Source organism: Dactylosporangium maewongense (assembly GCF_039531485.1).
In the GTDB taxonomy this organism is placed as follows: domain Bacteria; phylum Actinomycetota; class Actinomycetes; order Mycobacteriales; family Micromonosporaceae; genus Dactylosporangium; species Dactylosporangium maewongense.
Genome location: NZ_BAAAQD010000021.1, coordinates 80,675 through 99,656 on the forward strand (window position 1 = coordinate 80,675; position 18,982 = coordinate 99,656).

16 protein-coding genes are annotated in these 18,982 nt (G+C 72.1%); 13 read left to right on the forward strand and 3 right to left on the reverse strand.

Annotated features, from left to right (window positions below):
• Nucleotides 1–466 precede the first annotated feature (466 nt).
• Nucleotides 467–2,431, reverse strand: coding sequence for an acetate--CoA ligase (acs, locus tag ABD332_RS41065; RefSeq protein WP_344509067.1), 1,965 nt, complete (start codon nucleotides 2,429–2,431; stop codon nucleotides 467–469).
• A 151-nt stretch (nucleotides 2,432–2,582) separates the two neighbouring features.
• Here acs and ABD332_RS41070 point away from each other — a divergent pair, with 151 nt between their 5' ends.
• Nucleotides 2,583–3,326, forward strand: a complete 744-nt coding sequence (locus ABD332_RS41070) for an oxidoreductase (RefSeq protein WP_344509069.1) — start codon at nucleotides 2,583–2,585, stop codon at nucleotides 3,324–3,326.
• Between the two features lie 239 nt (nucleotides 3,327–3,565).
• On the opposite strand, the gene ABD332_RS41075 is transcribed toward ABD332_RS41070, so the two are convergent.
• Nucleotides 3,566–4,378, reverse strand: coding sequence for an HAD family hydrolase (locus tag ABD332_RS41075; protein ID WP_344509071.1), 813 nt, complete (start codon nucleotides 4,376–4,378; stop codon nucleotides 3,566–3,568).
• Nucleotides 4,379–5,036: 658 nt separating this feature from the next.
• On the opposite strand from ABD332_RS41075, the gene ssd reads away from it, so the two are divergent.
• The 7 genes from ssd (at nucleotide 5,037) to ABD332_RS41110 (ending at nucleotide 10,710) form a co-directional block, all read left to right on the forward strand.
• Nucleotides 5,037–6,119: a septum site-determining protein Ssd gene (gene ssd, locus ABD332_RS41080; protein WP_344509073.1), complete on the forward strand. Its 1,083-nt coding sequence runs from the start codon at nucleotides 5,037–5,039 to the stop codon at nucleotides 6,117–6,119.
• Nucleotides 6,120–6,186: 67 nt separating this feature from the next.
• Entirely contained in the window at nucleotides 6,187–7,473 is a 1,287-nt protein-coding gene (locus ABD332_RS41085) for a TadA family conjugal transfer-associated ATPase (RefSeq protein ID WP_344509075.1), read from the forward strand.
• On the forward strand, nucleotides 7,470–9,077 hold the full coding sequence (locus ABD332_RS41090; RefSeq protein WP_344509077.1) for a type II secretion system F family protein: 1,608 nt from the start codon (nucleotides 7,470–7,472) through the stop codon (nucleotides 9,075–9,077). Before ABD332_RS41085 ends, ABD332_RS41090 begins: the two co-directional genes overlap by 4 nt.
• The gene (locus ABD332_RS41095; RefSeq protein WP_344509079.1) at nucleotides 9,077–9,682 is read left to right on the forward strand and encodes a type II secretion system F family protein; all 606 of its coding nucleotides are present in this window, start codon (nucleotides 9,077–9,079) and stop codon (nucleotides 9,680–9,682) included. The genes ABD332_RS41090 and ABD332_RS41095 overlap by 1 nt, the downstream gene beginning before the upstream one ends.
• A 55-nt stretch (nucleotides 9,683–9,737) precedes the next feature.
• Nucleotides 9,738–9,917 (forward strand): DUF4244 domain-containing protein, encoded by a 180-nt coding sequence (locus ABD332_RS41100; RefSeq protein WP_344509081.1) that lies wholly within the window; start codon nucleotides 9,738–9,740, stop codon nucleotides 9,915–9,917.
• Nucleotides 9,914–10,321 (forward strand): TadE family type IV pilus minor pilin, encoded by a 408-nt coding sequence (locus ABD332_RS41105; protein WP_344509082.1) that lies wholly within the window; start codon nucleotides 9,914–9,916, stop codon nucleotides 10,319–10,321. The genes ABD332_RS41100 and ABD332_RS41105 overlap by 4 nt, the downstream gene beginning before the upstream one ends.
• Nucleotides 10,318–10,710, forward strand: coding sequence for an Rv3654c family TadE-like protein (locus tag ABD332_RS41110; protein WP_344509083.1), 393 nt, complete (start codon nucleotides 10,318–10,320; stop codon nucleotides 10,708–10,710). Before ABD332_RS41105 ends, ABD332_RS41110 begins: the two co-directional genes overlap by 4 nt.
• Here ABD332_RS41110 and ABD332_RS41115 read toward each other — a convergent pair whose 3' ends face one another.
• A complete protein-coding gene (locus ABD332_RS41115) occupies nucleotides 10,711–13,494 on the reverse strand; it encodes a DEAD/DEAH box helicase (RefSeq protein ID WP_344509085.1) in 2,784 nt (927 codons plus the stop codon). It abuts the gene before it with no gap.
• 155 nt (nucleotides 13,495–13,649) lie between these two features.
• Here ABD332_RS41115 and ABD332_RS41120 point away from each other — a divergent pair, with 155 nt between their 5' ends.
• The 5 genes from ABD332_RS41120 to ABD332_RS41140 all read left to right on the forward strand — a co-directional run bounded on the left by ABD332_RS41120 (nucleotide 13,650) and on the right by ABD332_RS41140 (nucleotide 18,940).
• Nucleotides 13,650–14,012, forward strand: a complete 363-nt coding sequence (locus tag ABD332_RS41120) for an STAS domain-containing protein (RefSeq protein ID WP_344509087.1) — start codon at nucleotides 13,650–13,652, stop codon at nucleotides 14,010–14,012.
• Between the two features lie 4 nt (nucleotides 14,013–14,016).
• Nucleotides 14,017–14,499, forward strand: a complete 483-nt coding sequence (locus tag ABD332_RS41125) for an ATP-binding protein (protein WP_344509089.1) — start codon at nucleotides 14,017–14,019, stop codon at nucleotides 14,497–14,499.
• A 290-nt stretch (nucleotides 14,500–14,789) separates the two neighbouring features.
• Nucleotides 14,790–17,147: a sodium-translocating pyrophosphatase gene (locus tag ABD332_RS41130; protein WP_344509091.1), complete on the forward strand. Its 2,358-nt coding sequence runs from the start codon at nucleotides 14,790–14,792 to the stop codon at nucleotides 17,145–17,147.
• 87 nt (nucleotides 17,148–17,234) lie between these two features.
• A complete protein-coding gene (locus ABD332_RS41135) occupies nucleotides 17,235–17,777 on the forward strand; it encodes a hypothetical protein (protein WP_344509093.1) in 543 nt (180 codons plus the stop codon).
• Nucleotides 17,774–18,940 (forward strand): hypothetical protein, encoded by a 1,167-nt coding sequence (locus ABD332_RS41140; protein WP_344509094.1) that lies wholly within the window; start codon nucleotides 17,774–17,776, stop codon nucleotides 18,938–18,940. The genes ABD332_RS41135 and ABD332_RS41140 overlap by 4 nt, the downstream gene beginning before the upstream one ends.
• Nucleotides 18,941–18,982 lie beyond the last annotated feature (42 nt).

Genomic DNA, 18,982 nt, shown 5'->3' on the forward strand with positions numbered 1-18,982 from the left:
AGGTGCATCCGGCCGAGACGGGCTCGCGCGCCATCCATTGCCCGCCAGGCTGCGGGCCGAACCGGCTCTGCTGTTGATCCAAGACGGCCGTGGTTGTCCGGGTGGGCCACTACGCGAGTGGAATCACGAGCGGCGGCCGGAAGCGCCCGAACGCATCTATCCGACAGGCGCGCCACCCATCGGTCCCGGCTCGATGGAGTTGGGCTCGCTGCCTTCTGACCGCCGGCCACGTAGTCGTCTGGCTTGGCTCGGCCGGCTCCGGCTGACGACAGGCGCGCCCTTCGTCGGTCCTGGTCCGTGGAGTGGGGCTCGCTGGCTTCGTGGTCGTCTAGCTGTTGGCTCGCCCGGCTCCGGCTGACAGCAGGCTCCGCGTCAGCGACCTCTGGCTCGGTTGGCTTCGGCGGATGGCTGGGCTTCGCGACGGGCCGGCAGCGGTGAGACACTGCCGGCCCGGGAAGCGGGGGTGTCAGTCCTCGGACTTGCCCGACTGGAGGCCGGACGAGATCAGGTCCATGACGGTCGAGTCCTGCAGGGTGGTGACGTCGCCCAGGCTGCGGTTCTCGGCGACGTCGCGGAGCAGCCGGCGCATGATCTTGCCGGAGCGGGTCTTCGGGAGCTCCGGCACGAGCATGATCTGGCGGGGCTTGGCGATCGGGCCCAGGGTCTTCGCGACGTGGTTGCGCAGCTCCTGGATGAGCGCCTCGCCCGCGTCGCCCTCCGTGTCGACGCCGCCGCGCGGGATGGTGAACGCGACGATCGCCTGCCCAGTCGTCGGGTCGGTGGCGCCGACGACCGCGGCCTCCGCGACCTTCGGGTGGCTGACGAGCGCGGACTCGACCTCGGTCGTGGAGATGTTGTGACCCGAGACGAGCATGACGTCGTCGACGCGGCCGAGGAGCCACAGGTCGCCGTCGGCGTCCTTCTTGGCGCCGTCACCGGCGAAGTACATGTCCTGGAAGCGTGACCAGTACGTCTCCTTGAACCGCTCGTCGTCGCCCCAGATGGTGCGCAGCATCGACGGCCACGGCTCGCGCAGGACCAGGTAGCCGCCACCGCCGTCGGGGACGGACTGGGCCTGGTCGTCGACGACGTCAGCGGAGATGCCCGGCAGCGGCCGCATGGCGCTGCCCGGCTTGGCGGCGGTGACGCCCGGCAGCGGGGAGATCATGATGGCGCCGGTCTCGGTCTGCCACCAGGTGTCCACGATCGGGCAGCGGTCGCCGCCGATGTGCTCCCGATACCACATCCAGGCCTCGGGGTTGATCGGCTCGCCCACGGAGCCCAGCAGGCGCAGCGAGGAGAGGTCGAACCCGGCGGGGATGTCGTCGCCCCACTTCATGAACGTGCGGATCGCCGTTGGCGCCGTGTACAGAATGGTGATCTTGTACTTCTGGATGAGCTCCCAGAAGCGGCCACGGTGCGGCGTGTCGGGCGTGCCCTCGTACATGACCTGCGTGGCGCCGTTGGACAGCGGCCCGTAGACGATGTAGCTGTGCCCGGTCACCCAGCCGATGTCGGCGGTGCACCAGTACACATCGCTGTCGGGCTTGAGGTCGAACACCGCGTTGTGCGTGTAGCTCGCCTGGGTCAGGTACCCGCCGGTGGTGTGCAGGATGCCCTTCGGCTTCGCCGTGGTGCCCGACGTGTAGAGGATGAACAGCGGGTGCTCGGCGTCGAACGCCTCCGCGGTGTGCTCGGCGGAGGCGGTCTCCACGACGTCGTGCCACCACAGGTCGCGGCTGTCGTCCCAGTCGACGTCCTGGCCGGTGCGGCGCACCACGATGACCTTCTCGATGCTCGGCGACTTGGCCGCGGCCTCGTCGACGATCGCCTTGAGGCCGCTGGGCTTGCCGCGGCGGAAGCCGCCGTCGGCGGTGATGACGACCTTGGCGCTGGCGTCGTTGACCCGGCCGCCGAGCGCGTCGGCCGAGAAGCCGCCGAAGACGACGCTGTGGGTCGCGCCGATGCGGGCGCAGGCGAGCATCGCGACCGCGGCCTCGGGGATCATCGGCATGTAGATCGCGACCCGGTCGCCGGCGGTGACGCCGAGGTCGGTCAGCGCGTTGGCGGCCTGGCACACGGAGCGGTGCAGGTCGGAATACGTGATGGTGCGGGTGTCGCCGGGCTCGCCCTCCCAGTGGATGGCGACCTTGTCGCCGCGGCCGGCCTCGACGTGCCGGTCGACGCAGTTGTACGCCACATTGAGCTGGCCGCCCACGAACCACTTGGCGAACGGCGGGTTGGTCCAGTCAAGGACCTGCTCCCACTCCTTGGCCCAGCTCAGCCGGTGGGCCTGCTTCTCCCAGAATGCGAGCCGGTCCTGCGTGGCCTCTGCGTAGGCACCCTCCGTCACGTTGGCGGCGGCGGCGAACTCGGCAGGCGGGGGAAACTGCCGGGTCTCGTTGAGAAGGTTTTCCAAGGTCTCGCTCATCGGTGATGGCTCCTCGATGTGGTCCAGCTCTCGCAAGCAGGCTAGTTGGGGGGTGTGACAGTTTGCGAGTGTTCTGCGCTGAGTGGCGCCTGTGAAGCGCCGGGCTCTTCTGTAAGTATTGTTACCAGTAGGGGCACGATACCGTTTGCCCGTGCAAGATGACCCACTCGCTCCGCTGTTGGATCTGGCCGATGTCCGGCCGGCGTTCGACGCCGCGCGCGTCGCCGTCGACGCGGCCATGCGCCACCGTGCCCTGCGCCGCTCCGGCGGGCCCGTCGCCGCCGAGGTCGCCCTGCGTTCGTCGGTCGCCAGCGCGGCGCTCGACACGCACGGCTTCGACCTCGAAGGAGTGCGGGCCGGTGTCGTGACCGACCCGGTGGTCCACGGCGCGCTGCGGGCGACCGCGGCCCTCGACGGGCTGACAGGCACCTGGTCGAAGGCGCCCCGCCAGGCGCTCGCCCGGCTGCACACGCTGGTCGCCCGCGACGTCGTGCCCGAGGCGTCGCTCGGCCGGCCGGTCAAGCCGGAGGCCGCGACGCGTCTCGATGCACTGTCAGCGCTCATCACCGGCGGCACGAAGGTGCCCGTGTTGGTGTTGGCGGCAGTCGTACATGGTGAGCTTCTGGCTCTGAAGTCTTTTGACGGGCCGAACGGTGTGGTGGCGCGTGCGGCGGCGCGGCTGACCTTGATCGGCGGCGGGTTGGACCCCCGGGGCCTGCTGGCGATGGATGTGGGCCACCGTAGCCGCGAGCCCGAGTATGTCGGTGCGGCCAACGCCTTCGCGACGGGCACGCCGGATGGTCTGCGCTCCTGGCTGCGCCACTACGCGACGGCGGCCGAGCGGGCGGCCGAGGAGCTGGTCGAGATCTGCGACAGCGGCGCCTACGTACAGTGAACGGCGCCCCATCGAGAGGCGCCGTCACACACGTCCTACCGGGTTACCATGCGTGCACTTTGAGTCCGTTGTCGGCGGTCCTTGTGGAGCCGCCGCAACGCGCCTACCGCGGCTGATCGCTCGTGGGTGCCCGGTGGCCGTGCACGAGATCCGTGCAGATCCCGCTCTTCTGTTCTACGCCGCGACCTCCATGAGCGGAAGTCCTCGGCGGCAGAATGTGACGGATGGTGCTGCTGTGATCATGCCGCGGTGAGGGCCGCCTTGGTCCGGCGGTGCTTGCTGTACAGCGCGAACGCGATCGCCAGCCCGACACCGACGCCGATCGCGGCGGCCGTCACGGGCACCGCCGGCCGCTCCCGCAGCCGCCGGCTGAGCGGGATCGGGTGCCGGAATGCGAGCATCGGCCAGCCGCGCTCAATCGCGATCTTGCGAAGGCCGCGATCGGGATTGACGGCCGTCGGGTGTCCGACGAGGCTCAGCAGCCCGGCGTCGGTGACCGAGTCCGAATAGGCGAAACAGGCAGCGAGGTCGTAGTCACGCTCCGCTGCGAGCTCCTTGACCGCGACGACCTTGTTGGGTCCGGCGGCGTAGAAGTCGACGTCACCGGTGTAGCAGCCGTCCTCGCCGATGACCATGCGGGTCGCGACGATGTCGGTGACACCGAGCTGCTCGCCGATCGGCCGCACCATCTCGTCGCCCGAGGTCGAGACCAGGACCACGTCCCGGCCGGCGGCGCGGTGCTCCTCGATGAGCAGCACGGCCTCCGCATAGATGTACGGGCTGATCAGCTCCTCGAGCGTCTCCCGCACGATCTGCCGGACCTGCTCGGCGCGCCAGCCCTTGACCAGGGCCGCGAGGTAGTCCCGTGTCTTCGCCATGGTCTGCTCGTCGGAGCCGCCGCCGACGCGGAAGAGCAGCTGCGCGTAGGCGCCTTTGATCACGTCGCGGCGGTTGATCAGCCCATCGCGATAGAACGGTCGACCGAAGGCCAAGGCGCTTGACTTGGCGATCACCGTTTTGTCCAGGTCGAAAAACGCGGCGCTACGCCCCACGGCGGGCAAGTGTAGCGTTGTCGGACATGGTGTGGGGGCCGGACGCCGCAACCCCGACTACGGATCACGCTGGGCGTGTGCTCGATCACGCAAGATTACCGGCGGGCGAAATATTGATTGGCGTTCCGGGCGTGTTGCGGGCCGGGCCTACTCGACGTATGGCGGTCCACTCAGGCATGCTTATGTTTACGACGCGGTTTCACGTCGACGCGACAACGATCTGCTATTGACTCTCAGCGGTTGCACCCCCCGTAGCCGCTGAGTGGGTTCGGCTCGACCCCCCCGGAGCCGAACCCCCGGCGACCCCCGTCACCCCCCGGCGGGGGTCGTCCCCTTTGTATCTCGACTGCCACATGGCGTTTTGCCGGGTGGCCCGGCGATTGGTCGGGCTAAGGGCATTGACGCTCGATGCTTTGTTGAGCGTTCACGGTTAGGCATCTCCTGCCGTTTTGATTTTCCTCCACGGTACTGCCGGCGCACCGCAACGCGGCATTACACCCGATTTGTCCGTACTGCTGTAGCAGATCGACTGATGGTGCGGGAGATATCCACAAGCGGCGGGTTATCCACAGAAACGAGTCGGCGGTCGAGCGGCCGCAGCGAGGTCGGGGCGATGGTGTGCGGAGTCCACCAGCCCGTCTAGACCGTGGAGCACGCCGTGACCCGTCACCGACCGCTGCTCGTCACCGCCGACGTCGACCTCCTCGACGACGTGCTCGCCCTCGCCGCCGGGGTCGCCCTCGACGTCGACGTCGAGCACGGACCCGAGCCGGCCAGGGCCCGATATCCCCACGCGCCGATCGTCCTGATCGGCGACGCCGCGGCGCAGGCGTGCGCCCGGGCCCACCTGCCGCGCCGGCGAGGCGTCGTGCTGTTGACCCGCGACCACGGGACGGACCGCCTGGCGGCGCTCGCCGACGCGGTCGGCGCCGAACAGATCGTCCGCTTCCCCGACGGCGCCGCATGGCTCACCGAGCGCCTCGCCACGGTGGCCCACGGGCCCGCCGTCACCGTCTCCGCCCGCGGCAGGATCCTCGCCGTCCTCGGCGGGCGCGGGGGCGCGGGTGCCAGCGTCCTCGCCGCCGCCCTGGCGATCACCGCCGGCAACGTCGGCCTGCGCTCCCTGCTCGTCGACGCCGACCCCCTCGGCGGCGGCGCCGACCTGATCCTCGGCTGGGAAAACGTCGCCGGCCTGCGCTGGCCCGCGCTCGCCGCGACGAGCGGCGCCGTCGACCCACCGGCGCTCGTCTCGGCCCTGCCCAGCCGCGGCGACGTGGCCGTCCTGTCCTGCGACCGCGGCCAGCCCGGCGGCCTGTCGCAGGACGCGATGGCCGCCGCGCTCGACGCCGGCAGCCGCGGCCGCGACCTCGTCGTCACCGACCTGCCCCGATCGCTGGACGACGCGGCGGTCCTCGCCCTGCGCGCCGCCGACCGGGTGCTCCTCGTCGTGCCGGCCGAGCTGCGCGCCTGCGTCGCCGCCGCCAGGGTCGCCGCGACCGTCACGCCACACACCGACGAGCTGCGGCTGGTCGTCCGGGGCCCCGCGCCGGGCCGGCTGCGCACCAGGGACATCGCGCGCTCGCTGGGCATGCCGGTCGCCGGCACCCTGCGCGCCGAGCCCGGCCTCACGCGCCGGCTCGAGAAGGGCAGCCCACCGGCCGGCGACGGCCGCGGCCCCCTCGCCCACCTCTGCCGCCGCATCATCGGCGACCTCGGCCTGGCGACCGGAGCGGCGGCATGAGCGCGCCGCGGATCGGGACTGCAGGTCTTTGCTCAGGCGGGCGCTGGGGTGCAGCGGAGGCGACGGCATGAGCGCATTGATGCTCGACGAGCGCAGCAAGGCGGCGCCGGGCAGGCGGATCGTGACGGCCGGCGGAGGGGTCGTCACGAGCTCGCTCGACGAGTTCGCCGAGCGGGTCAGGCTGCGGATGACCGTCGGCAGCGTCGAGCCGACCCCGTCGGCGGTGCTGGAGGCGGTGCGCGCCGAGCCGGGCGCCGCGCTGCTCGGCGAGAGCACGCTGCGGCAGGTCGCCGACCGTCTCATCGGCGAGATGATCGGCGCGGGCGGGCTCGCCCCGCTGCTCGCCGACCCGTCCGTGACCGACGTGCTGGTCAACGGTGTGGAGGTGTGGGTCGACCGCGGCGCGGGGCTGCGGCGGGCCGGCGGACGGTTCGGCGACGCGACCGAGGTGCGGCGGCTGGCGCAGCGGCTCGCGGCGAGCGCCGGGCGGCGGTTGGATGACGCGTCCCCGTTCGTCGACGCGCAGCTGGCCGACGGCACCCGGCTGCACGCGGTCCTGCCGCCCATCGGCCGGGAGGGGCCGTATCTGTCGCTGCGGACGTTCCGCCGGCAGACGTTCACGATCGACGAGCTCATCGCGCGCGGCACGTTCGACCCCGGCGCGGCCCGGCTGCTCGCCGCGATCGTCGCGGCGCGGATCCCGTTCCTGGTGACCGGCGGCACGGGCACCGGCAAGACCACCGTCCTGGCGGCGCTGCTGTCCCTGGCCCCGCCCACGGAGCGGCTCGTCGTCGTAGAGGACGCCGCGGAGCTGCGACTCTCGCACCCGCACGTCGTGTCGATGCAGTCGCGGATGTCCAATGTGGAGGGCGCCGGCGAGGTGACCCTCCGCGACCTGGTCCGCCAGGCGCTGCGGATGCGCCCCGACCGGCTGGTCGTCGGCGAGTGCCGCGGCGCGGAGATCGTCGACCTGCTCGGCGCCCTCAACACCGGGCACGAAGGCGGAGCGGCCACCCTGCACGCCAACTCGCCGGCCGACGTGCCGGCCAGGCTCGAAGCGCTCGGGCTGCTCGGTGGCGTGCCGAGAGCGGCGCTGCACGCCCTCGCCCACGCGGCGCTGCGGGTCGTGATGCACCTGCAGCGAGCCGGCGACGGCAGCCGCCACCTCAGCGAGATCTGCCTCCTGGAGGCGCATCCGGAGCAGCGCACCACCGTCATGGCCACCGCCTGGCGGCGCGGCACCGGCAGGGCGGCCGCGGCCGACCAGCTGGAGACGTTGATCGCCGCCCGAGGCATCACACCGCCCCGCTCCTCGGGGCCTTGGCGCTATGAGAGAGGAACGGGCTGGCAATGAACGCCATCGACCTGGCCCTCATGACCGGCGGCGGCATGACCGTCTTCTGTGGACTGTTCGTGCTCCGCCGGCGCCGGGCGCGCGCCCGGCTCGACCGCATCACCCGGCATCGCAGGACGACCATCGCCGCACGATGGCCGAAGACGGACCGGCTGCAGGCCGCGCTCGTCGACCGTCCCCGCGCGACCATCACCGCCGGCTGCGTGGCCGCGGCCGGGATCGGGCTGCTGAGCGGTGGCCCGGTCGCCGCCGTGCTGGCGGGGGCGTATGCGGCGGTCGGGCTGATCGGTGTGCGCCGCCAGCTGGCACGCCGGGCGGCCGACCGTGCGGTCGCCGAGCTGCTCGACACGATCGAGGACGCGGTCGGAGACCTGCGCGCGGGCATCGTGCCCTTTGCCACCGCCGCGCCTTATCCGGGCGGGGCGGACGTGGAGCTGTACACCACGCCGAGCCCATTCCGCACGCCTGGTGCGGGCGGCCTCGGGGCGACCGTCCGCCGGATCTGGGACGCCGCCGACAGGCAGGACGGTCAGCCCACCGGCCGCGACCGGAATGCGCAACGGCGCCGGCCCCCTGCAGGTCGGAACGCTGCCGAGGCCGCACTCGCTGCGAACCGTCGCCACACCGGTCGGGGCGCCATCACCGGCCGGGCTGCCGTTGGCGGCTGGGCTGCTGTCGATGGCCGGGCTGCGGTCGGCGGATCGGCCGGGGCGGATGGCTGGCCCGCGATCAATGGCCGGTCTGCGGTCGATGGCTGGGCTGCTGTCGATGGCCGAGCTGCGGAACGTGGCCGGTTCGCAGGCGGCTGGCAGATGACGAATGACCAGGTTGCCGAACATGGCGGGGTTGCCGACGGCTCCCCGACGGTGGTGAACGGCCGGGCCACGGGCGATCTCCCCGCAGCAGATGGTGGCCGGGCGGTCGGCCGGTATGGGGTCGAGAGCGGCCGGGCAACGACAGGCTGGCCGGCGGCGGGAACTGGTCAGGTCGCGAATGGCCGGTCGGCCACGAGAACTGATCGGACTGCGAGTGGCCGGGATGCGAGTGGCCGGGATGCGAGTGGCCGGGATGCGAGTGGCCGGGATGCGAGTGGCCCAGCCGCGAGTGGTCGGGCTGCGAGTGGTCAGGCTTTGGGTGACCGCGTGGCGGGCGGGGGCGTGGTGTCGAGCGGTGGTCTGGTCGGCGGCGGGGTCGGGGCGGCCGGGTCGTCTGGTCGAGCGCGCGGCGGGCGGGCGCGGAGGCGCGAGGAGGCTGCGGTCGCGGTCGCGATGGCGCGTCTGGAGGCCGCGCACCGGGTCAGTGAGGCGCTTGGCACGCCGCTCGCCGATCTCCTTGACCAGGTTGAGGCCGACCTGCGGGCGGGGCAGGCCGTCCGGCTCAACCTCGCGGCGCAGACGTCCGGGGCGCAGACGACCACGACGCTGCTGGTCGGGTTGCCGGTGGCGGGGCTGTGGCTCGGCGCGAGCATCGGGGTCGACCCCGTCGGCCAGCTGCTGCACACGCCGCTCGGTGCGGCGTGCGCGATCGTCGCGGTCGCGTTGCAGTGCGCCGGGATGTTGTGGACCGGGCGGATGGTCGGGTCCGTCGTCGCGGAGGTGCGGTGATGGGCCGGGGGCGACGGTGGCTGTACGCGATCGGTTGTGGCCTGGCCGCCGGGCTGCTGCTGGGCGGGCTCGTGGGTGTCGTGGCCGGCGTCGTGTCGGCGGTCGCGGCGGAGCGGATGCTGCGGCGGGTCGAGTCCCCGCACGTGCGGCGGGAGCGGGCGATGGCCCGGGGTGACCTGCCGTTCGCGACGGATCTGCTCGCCGCCGCGTTGAGGACCGGCGCGCCACCCGATCGTGCGGCGATCGTGGTCGGGGAGGCGGTCGGCGGGCCGGTCGGGACCAGGTTGACGCTCGTCGGACGGGCACTGCGGCTCGGTGCGACGCCGCGGGATGCCTGGGCGCACCTGGCCGACCTGCCCGGCGGGCGGCGGCTTTCCCGGGTTGCCGCCCGCAGTGCCGACCGGGGCACGGCGCTGACGCAGGCGCTGGAGCGGCAGGCGGCGGACCTGCGGGTCGCGAAGGCCGCGGCCGGCGAGGCGTCGGCACGCCGGGTCGGCGTGCTGGTGGTGCTGCCGCTCGGGGTGTGCTTCCTGCCCGCGTTCGTGCTGATCGGGGTCGTGCCGGTGGTCGCCGCCATCATCCGCGACGTGGTGGGTGCCCTGTGATTCGTATTCCAGTTCATCGATCGGTTTGGTTCAGCGTCATCGTGAAGGAGCAGCAGTGCACAACCTCCGCGCCCGTCTTCGTGCCTTCCGCCGGGAAGACCGTGGGTCGCACAGCATCGAATACGTCCTGGTCATCGGCGTCGGGGTGGCGCTCGCCGCGGTGCTGCTGAGGGTGGTCGTGTCGGATTCGACGTACGACGCCATGTTCCGCCTGATCGGCGGTGCGCTGGCATGAGAGACGACCGGGATCGTGGCGCCTGCCGTGGGGGTCCGTGGCGCCGGCGGAGATGGACGCTCCGCAACGGCCGGGCCGACGACCGCGGATCGGCGACGGTCGAGTTCGCCGTGACACTCCCCGGGGTCGTCGTCCTGCTGCTGATCTTCGTCGCCGGGTGGAGCGCCTTCGCGGCCAAGGTGCGCCTCACCGACGCGGCGGGGCTGGCGGCACGGGCGGCGGCCCGCGGCGAGCCGGTGGCGTCCCGCGGCGCTATGCCGGCGGGCGCCACGATCTCGGTCCAGCGTGACGGCGACCTCGTCCGCGTGACGGTGCGCCAGCGGGTCGGCCTCGGCCCGCTGCCGTCGATCACGTTGCAGGAGGAGGCCGCCGCCCTGATCGAGCCCGGAGCGGAGTCCTCATGACCGGGCGGCGACAGGCGGCCGGGGCCCGGGATCGCGGGTCGATCTCGCTGCTCATGGTGGTGATCGGGGTCGCGTTCGTCGGGGCGCTGCTCGCCGGGATCGGCCTGGGCGGGGCCAAGGTCGCGTGGCACCGGGCGCAGAACGCGGCCGACGCGGGTGCGCTGGCCGGGGCGGTGTGGGCGATCGACGGTCCGGCGGTGGCCTGCGCGGTCGCCGGCCGGGCGGTCACGGCCAATGACGCGAGTCTGGTCAGCTGCGCGGTCGACGGGTTCGAGGTGTGGGTGACCGTCGAGGTCCGCCTGGGCGACGGGATGGCCGGCGGCAAGGCGAGCGCCCGCGCGGGGCCGGTGTGGTCCACCGGTACCGGCGACGCTGACGACGACAGATGACTACAGCGACGCGAGGACGAGCGAGAGGACCTGGACCGCATCGTGCTTGTTGAGGGGGTTGTTGCCGTTGCCGCACTTGGGGGACTGCACGCACGAGGGGCAGCCCTGCTCGCAGCGGCACTCGGCGACGACGGCACGGGTGGCGCCGAGCCAGTCGGTGGCCACGTCGAACGCGCGCTCCGCGAAGCCGGCGCCGCCGGGATGGCCGTCGTAGACGAAGACGGTCGGCAGCCCGGTGTCGGCGTGCAGCGCGGTCGACAGGCCACCGATGTCCCAGCGGTCGCAGGTCGCGACGAGCGGCAGCAGGCCGATCGACGCGTGCTCGGCGGCGTGCAGGGCGCCGGGCCAGTCGACCTCCGCGATACCGGCCTCGTCGAGCGCCTCGGGCGACACGGTCCACCAGACGGCGACGGTCTTCAGGATGCGTTCGGGGAGGTCGAGCTGGCAGGTGTCGATGACCTCGCCGCTGGTGATGCGGCGGCGCTGGTAGCTGACGACCTGGGAGGTCACCTCGACCTCCCCGAGCGAGAGCGTGACCGGGCCCGCCGTGCGGGTCTGGCGGACCGACAGGACGGTGAGGGAGGTGACGTCGCGGGGATGGGTGCTCCAGTCTGGCTCCTCGGCGTGGACGAGCGCGACGGAGTCGGCCAGGTCGAGCTTGTCCACGACGTACGAGACGCCCTGGTGCAGGTGGACCGCCCCGGTGTGGACCTGATGGTGCGCGGAGCCGGTGTCGACCGTGCCGAGCAGGCGGCCGGTGGCCTCCTCCACGACGGCGATCGGCCCGCCGCCCGCCCCGCGGAGGTCGACGTCCGGGCGGTGGCGCTCCGTCCAGTACCAGCCGCTGGGCCGCTTCCGCAGGATCCCCGAGGCGACCAGGGCGTCGAGCGTGGCCTCGGCGGTCGGCCCGAAGAGCGGCAGGTCCGCCGGGGTGAGCGGCAGTTCGGCGGCGGCGCAGCACAGTTGCGGCGCGAGGACGTGCGGGTTGCCGGGGTCGAGGACCGTCGCCTCGACCGGCTTGCCGAACAGGGCCTCCGGGTGGTGCACGAGGTACGTGTCGAGCGGGTCGTCCCGGGCGACCAGCACGCACAATGCGTCGCGGCCCGCCCGGCCGGCCCGGCCCGCCTGCTGCCAGAGGGAGGCGAGGGTGCCTGGATAGCCTGAGATGAGGACCGCGTCGAGACCGACGAGATCGACGCCGAGCTCCAGGGCGTTGGTGGACGCCAGGCCGAGCAGGGTGCCGTCCATGAGGTCGCGTTCGAGGGCGCGGCGCTCTTCGCGGAGGTAGCCGGCGCGGTAGGCGGCGACCCGGTCGCCGAGGCCCGGCACGGCCTGGTCGAGCGAGCGCCTTGCCATGCTCGCCACCACCTCGGCGCCCTTGCGGGACCGGACGAAGGCGAGTGTCCGTACGCCGGCGATGACCGCCTCGGTGAGCAGGTCGGCGGTCTCCCGCAGTGCCGACCGTCGCACCGGCTCCGCGTCCCGCCCGGCGCCCGCGAAGTCGCGCGCCGCCCCGGCGACGCCGCCCGCTGCGGTTGCGACGCCGCCCGTGGGTGTGGACCTGCGCGCGGTTGCGGAGGCGCCGGCGGTGGTGGAGCTGTGAGCTGCGGTCGGGTTGGCCGCGGTCGTGGAGCCGCGCGTGGGTGCGGAGGCACACGCGGTCGTGGAGCTGTGCGCGTTTGCGGAGTCGCCTGCGGTCTTGGCGTCGGCAGTGGTTGACAAGCTGAGGGCGGTTGTGGGGCTCTGCGCCGAGGTCGTGGGGCTGGCCGCGGGTGTAGAACCGGCCGTGGTTGTCGGGGTGGCCGCGGTCGTGGAGCCGCGCGCGGTTGTGGAGTCGCCTGCAGTCGTGGGGGCGGGGATAGAGGTGTGCGGTGTGGCGGAAGGGCGGGTGGCGACGGCGGGTGTGGTGCGTTCCGCGACCGTGGTCATGAGGGTGGGGTCGTCAGGGAGGAGGAGTTCGGCCTCGCCGATGCCGGAGAAGTCGGGGGGCGGTGGGAGCAGTGGGGGTTCCCAGAGGGCGAACGTCACCCCGCCGCGTGGCGATGCGTCTGTGGTCACGGCGGTCATCGGCAGGCCGGTCAGGCGCGAGCCGGAGGACTGCGGGTCGCCTGAGGTGGCGGACGCCAGGACGAAGCACGGGGACGGCAGGCCGCGGGGCGTGTAGCGGGCGGTCACCCGGCGCAGGCGGCGCAGGACGTGGGCGACGTGGGAGCCGAAGACGCCGCGGTACGTGTGGCACTCGTCGACGACCACGAAGCGCAGGCCGCGCAGGAAGCGGGTCCACGAGGCGTGGTTGGGCAGGATGCCGTGGTGGAGCATGTCGGGGTTGGTGAGGACGACGCGGGCGTGCTGGCGGACCCAGTCGCGTTCCTCGCGGGAGGTGTCGCCGTCGAAGGTGGCGGGGCGGGTGTCCGGCAGGTCGAGGGCTTGCAGCGAGCGGAGCTGGTCGGCGGCCAGGGCCTTGGTCGGCGAGATGTAGAGCATTGTGGCCTTGGCGTCGCGCAGCAGGGCGGAGAGGGCCGGCAGCTGGTACGCCAGGGACTTGCCCGAACCGGTGCCGGTGGCGACGACGGTGTGGGTGCCGGACCACGCGAGGTCGGCGGCGGCGGCCTGGTGGGTCCACGGGAGGGCGACGCCGCGGGCCTCGAAGGCGGTGCGCAGCGAGGGCGGCGCCCACGACGGCCACGCGGCGGTGGACCCGGCGCGGGGCGGCACGTGCTCGACGTGGGTGAGCGACTCGGCGCGGTGGGACGGTAGGAAGGAGTGCGGAAGTACGGCCGTCACGTCGAGCACTCTAAGACAGATGTTCGAAGAAGATGGCGTGATACACGTGTGGCAATTGTGGGAAACAGGGTGGACGCGTCGCCTTGTGGAGGCGTCGATGGTTAGATGCCCGTGAGACTCATTGTGCGCAGCACCCGCCAGAAGAGGAGGTCCGCATGGAGCTGTCGTTGTCGACGTACGACTCCGGCGACCACACAGTGCTCGAAGTCGGCGGTGAGGTGGATGTGTACACCGCGCCACGGCTTCGCGAGAAGCTGGTCGAGCTCGTCGAGACGGGTGCCCGCCATGTCGTGGTCGACCTGAGCCGGGTGGAGTTCCTCGACTCGACCGGGCTCGGTGTGCTCGTGGGCGCGTTGAAGCGGCTGCGGGCGGTCAACGGCACGTTCGGGCTGGTGTGCGCGCACGAGAGGCTCCTGAAGATCTTCCGGATCACCGCGCTGGATCGGGTGTTCTCCCTGTACGACTCCGTGGCCGCCGCGACCGCCGCGGCCGGCTCGGACACCGAACCCACGGCGTAGGTTCATGCCCACAGTCAGGCTGTCGTTCTCGCCGGCGGCCGCACACGTCCGCACCGCCCGTCTGGTCGGTGTGGCCGTCGCGCGGCGCGCCGGTGTCGCCGAGGAGCTGCTGGAAGAGGTCAGGCTCGCCATCGGTGAGGCGTGCTCCCGTGCCGTCGCTCTGCACCGCTCGCACGGGCTGGACGACCTGGTCGACGTCGCGATGGCCGACGGCGACCGGTTCACCGTGCTGGTGGTCGACCGGGCGGCGAACGGGGCGATGGTGACCCGCGCCGAGGGTGAGACCGGGGATGAAGTCATGGTGCTGTCGGACCCGGCGCTGCCGCTGACCACCCCGCCCGACCTCCTCGCGGAGGAGGCGGTCGCGGCGAGGATGGGGCTCGCCCTGCTCGCCGGGCTCGTCGATGACCTCAACGTCTCCGAGCTGGGCGAAGGCGTCGGCACGCAGGTGCGCATGTCGTGGCCGCTGGAGCGTCCGACGGAATAGAGCCGCCGGGGCGCCCGGCGGGACGGCCGTGGGAGCGCTCAACGGAGTGGCCACCTGGAACGCCCAATCGAGTGAAGCGCGCCACAAACCGGACCATCGACAAAAAGCGATCTCTTGAAACGCGCAAGTCGGTGTGACCACAGACACGCTCTGCGGCTAGAGTACGGCGATCGTGTATGACGGGCCTGGTCATTGGGTACCTCGACCGTCCAGCACGGCTCCCTTGGGAGAACCCGCCGCCGGCCTGACCGCTCGCGGCGCTGTCATGTGTCGGTACAGGAGGACAACGAATGTCCGCAACACTCGTCGCAGCCGACGAGATTTCCCTCAGCGGGAACAACCTGACCTACGTCGTCGTCGCGCTCGTCATCGCCTTCGTGGCGCTGGGCTTCGCGGCCGCGCTGGTCAAGGCTGTGCTCGCGACTGGTCGGGGCACCCCGAAGATGCAGGAGATCGCCGGGGCGGTGCAGGAGGGCGCGACCGCGTATCTCACTCGCCAGTTCAAGACCCTCGGCATCTTCGTCGTCATCGCCGTGGTGGTGCTGTTCCTGCTCCCCGTGGGTGACGTCGGGGACAACGAGACCATGGTCAAGATCGGAAGGTCGGCGTTCTTCATCGTCGGCGCGGTCTTCTCGGCCTTCATCGGCGGCGCCGGTATGGCGCTGGCCACCCGCGCCAACCTGCGCGTCGCGGCGGCGGCCCGAGAAGACGGCGGCCGGGAGAAGGCGATGAAGATCGCCTTCCGCACCGGTGGCGTCGTCGGCTTCCTCACCGTGGGCCTCGGCCTGTTCGGCGCGGCGCTGGTCGTGCTGATCTTCAAGAGCGACGCCCCGACCGTGCTGGAGGGCTTCGGCTTCGGCGCCGCGCTGCTCGCGATGTTCATGCGGGTCGGCGGCGGCATCTTCACCAAGGCCGCCGACGTCGGCGCCGACCTGGTCGGCAAGGTCGAGCAGGGCATCCCGGAGGACGACCCGCGCAACGCCGCCACCATCGCCGACAACGTCGGCGACAACGTGGGTGACTGCGCCGGTATGGCCGCGGACCTGTTCGAGTCCTACGCCGTGACCCTGGTCGCCGCGCTGATCCTCGGCCGGGCCGCGTTCGGCGAGCAAGGCCTGGTCTTCCCGCTCATCGTCTCGACGATCGGTGTCATCGTCGCGATCCTCGGTGTGGCGCTCACCCGGCTGCGCCCCTCCGACCGCAACGGCCTGGTCGCCATCAACCGGGCGTTCTACATCTCCGCCGCCGTCTCCGCGGTCCTGGTGGCCGTCGCCGCGGTCGTCTACCTGCCCAAGACGTGGGCCGGCCTGCACGGCCAGACCGACTCGCTCAAGGCGATCGTCGGGCTCACCGGCGGCGACGCGCCGCCGTTCGGCCCGCACGTGACCGCCATCATCGCCTGCATCATCGGCATCGTGCTCGCCGCGATCGTCCAGGCGCTGACCGGGTACTTCACCGAGACCGAGCGCCGCCCCGTCAAGGACATCGGCAAGAGCGCCCTCACCGGTCCGGCCACCGTGGTGCTCGCCGGCATCAGCGTCGGTTTCGAGTCGGCCGTCTACTCCGCGCTGGTCATCGGCGCCGGCGTGTTCGGCGCGTTCCTGCTCGGCGGCGGCTCGATCACCCTGTCGCTGTTCGCGGTCGCCATGGCCGGCACCGGCCTGCTGACCACCGTCGGCGTCATCGTCGCCATGGACACGTTCGGCCCGATCAGCGACAACGCGCAGGGCATCGCCGAGATGTCCGGCGACATCGACGAGCGCGGCGCCCGCACGCTGACCGAGCTCGACGCGGTCGGCAACACCACCAAGGCGATCACCAAGGGCATCGCGATCGCCACCGCGGTGCTCGCCGCCACGGCGCTGTTCGGCTCCTACACGGACTCGATCCTCAAGGAGTTCAGCCAGGTCGAGGTCGACAAGTTCCTGAACGTGGCCAACCCGGGCAACCTGGTCGGCCTGCTCATCGGCGCGGCGGTCGTGTTCCTCTTCTCGGGCCTGGCGATCAACGCCGTCGCCCGCTCGGCCGGCGCGGTCGTGTTCGAGGTGCGCCGCCAGTTCCGCGAGTTCCCGGGCATCATGGACTACAGCCAGCGCCCGGAGTACGGCAAGGTCGTCGACATCTGCACCCGTGACGCCCAGCGTGAGCTCATCACCCCGGGTCTGCTCGCGGTGATGGCGCCGATCGCGGTCGGCTTCGGTCTCGGCGTCGGCCCGCTCGCGGCGTACCTCGCCGGTGCGATCGGCACCGGCACGCTGATGGCGGTCTTCCTGTCCAACTCGGGTGGCGCGTGGGACAACGCGAAGAAGCTCGTCGAGGACGGCACGCACGGCGGCAAGGGCTCCCCGGCGCACGCCGCGACGGTCATCGGCGACACCGTCGGCGACCCGTTCAAGGACACCGCCGGCCCGGCGATCAACCCGCTGATCAAGGTCATGAACCTGGTCGCGCTGCTCATCGCGCCCGCCGTGGTCGTCTACACCACGGGCGACGGCAGCCCGGCGGTCCGCTTCGCGATCGCGATCGCGGCGACGCTCGTCGTCGCCGTGGCCGTGCTCATCAGCAAGCGCAAGCCGGTCGCGGTCGACGCCGGCAACGGCGACGACTCCAACGCGCAGGAGACGACGCCGGAGCGGGTCACCGCCTGACCCTCCACCGATCCGACGCCCCGGCCGGGAGCATCCGGCCGGGGCGTCGTATTTGTCGAACAGACGATCGGTTCTAGGCTTCCATCCATGCACTTCCGCGCCGTCGCCACAGCCGCCCTCATTGTCGTCGTTTCGACGGGTATGAGCGGCTGCGGCGACGACGGCAGCGGCGACATCGCCCCCAAGCACTGGGCGCTGCAGGTGTGCACGGCGCTCACCCCCTGGCGGACCGAGATCGCCGACCTGACGACGAAGGCCCAGCAGCAGCTGCAGTCGGCGACGACCGCCGCGCAGACCAAGACCAACATCGTCGACCTGCTCGCCGGCGCCGAGACCTCGAGCGAGAAGGCCCGGGCCGGGATCAGCGGCGCCGGCGTGCCCGACGTCTCCGGCGGCGACAAGGTCGCCCAGCAGTTCACCGGCTCGCTCGCGAAGGCCCGCGACGCGTATGGCAACGCGAAGCGCTCCGTCCAGGGCCTGCAGACCGCCGACGCGAAGGCGTTCTACACCTCGGTCGGGTCCACGTTCGCGGTGCTCAAGGAGGAGTACGAGCAGAGCGCCATCGACCCGCAGCACGTCAAGCAGAAGGACCTGCAGAAGGCCTTCAACGAGGTGCCCGAGTGTCGGTGACGCCGGCTCGGAGCCGGCAACTGTCGCTGTTCGGGGTCGAGGCGCGCCCGCCCACCCCGATGGACCTGGAAGGCCTGCTCGCCGGCGCGGGCGAGGTCGGCAGGATGGGCGGCACCGCGAAGGTGTCGATCGAGGTCGAGGACGCCTGGCGGGCCGACGTGCTGCGCGCCGAGTGCGAGCAGCGGGGCCTGGTCGTGTCCTGCGAGCCGACCGGCGTCGAGGACCGGTGGACCGTCCGGACGGCGTACGCGGCGCTGCTGGCCCCGCTCGCGGCCCGCTGGCTCGACGGCACCGCGAAAGTTTCCCCACCCGACCTGGTGCTCGACGGCCGGCGGCTGCGGCTGTGGGTCGCGGCGGCGGGATCCTGGGACGGCCAGCGCGCCTACCTGCTCCGCCTCGCCCCGAGCCGCCCCGCCCTGACAGACGAGGACGTCGATCCCGAAGCGGCGGACGACCAGGTCATCCCGTTCGACCCGTCGGGCGACATCTCGGAAATGTCCGAGGCGGGGAGCGGCACGGACGCCGACGGCGTCGGAGCGGGAAGCGAGGCGCGGCGAACCGGACGAAGCGGCGCCGGCCAGGGTTCGGCGGGCGCGGCGGACGTGGGTGATGCCGGCGACGACGGGTCGGCCGCGGCCGGCGTCGAAGCGGTCGAGGGCGCGTCGGGCAAGCCCCGAACAGGAGACGGGGCGGAGCTGGTCGGCGACGAAGGCCTCGACGAGATCGAGGACCTGCCCGGCAAGCCCCGGGTGAAGGCGAAGAAGAAGGCCGCACCGCTCATCTCCGGGTTCGATCCCGGCCCCGTCGACCTGGGCGTGGAGGTCGAGGACTGGGTCGACGACGTCCGCGACGAGTGGCCCGACTCCGGGGTCGCCGACCTGCCCACCGTCGAGCTCGACGCCGTCACCGAACCGCCGGCCGAGGCTCCCGCGGTACCGACGCAGCAGGACAAAACCGATGAAACCTCCATCAACAGGAGAATCGCGGACAACTGGGTCGCTATCGGAGATGCCCTGTCGGCCGTCGGATTGATCGCGGTGTTCGTCGGTCCCAAAGCCGGCGGGCCTGCGTACCGGATCGTGGGACTGCGACGCGTGACACGTCTCGCGGAGCTCGTCGGTGAGCCACCGGCCGGGGCGCCGAACGCGAGTTGGCCGAGGTGACCGCGGGGTAGGCTGGTCAGTCGGCGCGCAGTGTGATTCCAC

Coding starts and splice junctions, on each gene's coding strand:
- acs (WP_344509067.1), bottom strand. CDS start 2,431: ATGAGCGAGACCTTGGAAAACCTTCTCAACGAGACCCGGCAGTTTCCC.
- ABD332_RS41085 (WP_344509075.1), top strand. CDS start 6,187: ATGAGCGCATTGATGCTCGACGAGCGCAGCAAGGCGGCGCCGGGCAGG.
- ABD332_RS41110 (WP_344509083.1), top strand. CDS start 10,318: ATGACCGGGCGGCGACAGGCGGCCGGGGCCCGGGATCGCGGGTCGATC.
- ABD332_RS41105 (WP_344509082.1), top strand. CDS start 9,914: ATGAGAGACGACCGGGATCGTGGCGCCTGCCGTGGGGGTCCGTGGCGC.
- ABD332_RS41090 (WP_344509077.1), top strand. CDS start 7,470: ATGAACGCCATCGACCTGGCCCTCATGACCGGCGGCGGCATGACCGTC.
- ABD332_RS41125 (WP_344509089.1), top strand. CDS start 14,017: ATGCCCACAGTCAGGCTGTCGTTCTCGCCGGCGGCCGCACACGTCCGC.
- ABD332_RS41135 (WP_344509093.1), top strand. CDS start 17,235: ATGCACTTCCGCGCCGTCGCCACAGCCGCCCTCATTGTCGTCGTTTCG.
- ABD332_RS41130 (WP_344509091.1), top strand. CDS start 14,790: ATGTCCGCAACACTCGTCGCAGCCGACGAGATTTCCCTCAGCGGGAAC.
- ABD332_RS41120 (WP_344509087.1), top strand. CDS start 13,650: ATGGAGCTGTCGTTGTCGACGTACGACTCCGGCGACCACACAGTGCTC.
- ABD332_RS41095 (WP_344509079.1), top strand. CDS start 9,077: ATGGGCCGGGGGCGACGGTGGCTGTACGCGATCGGTTGTGGCCTGGCC.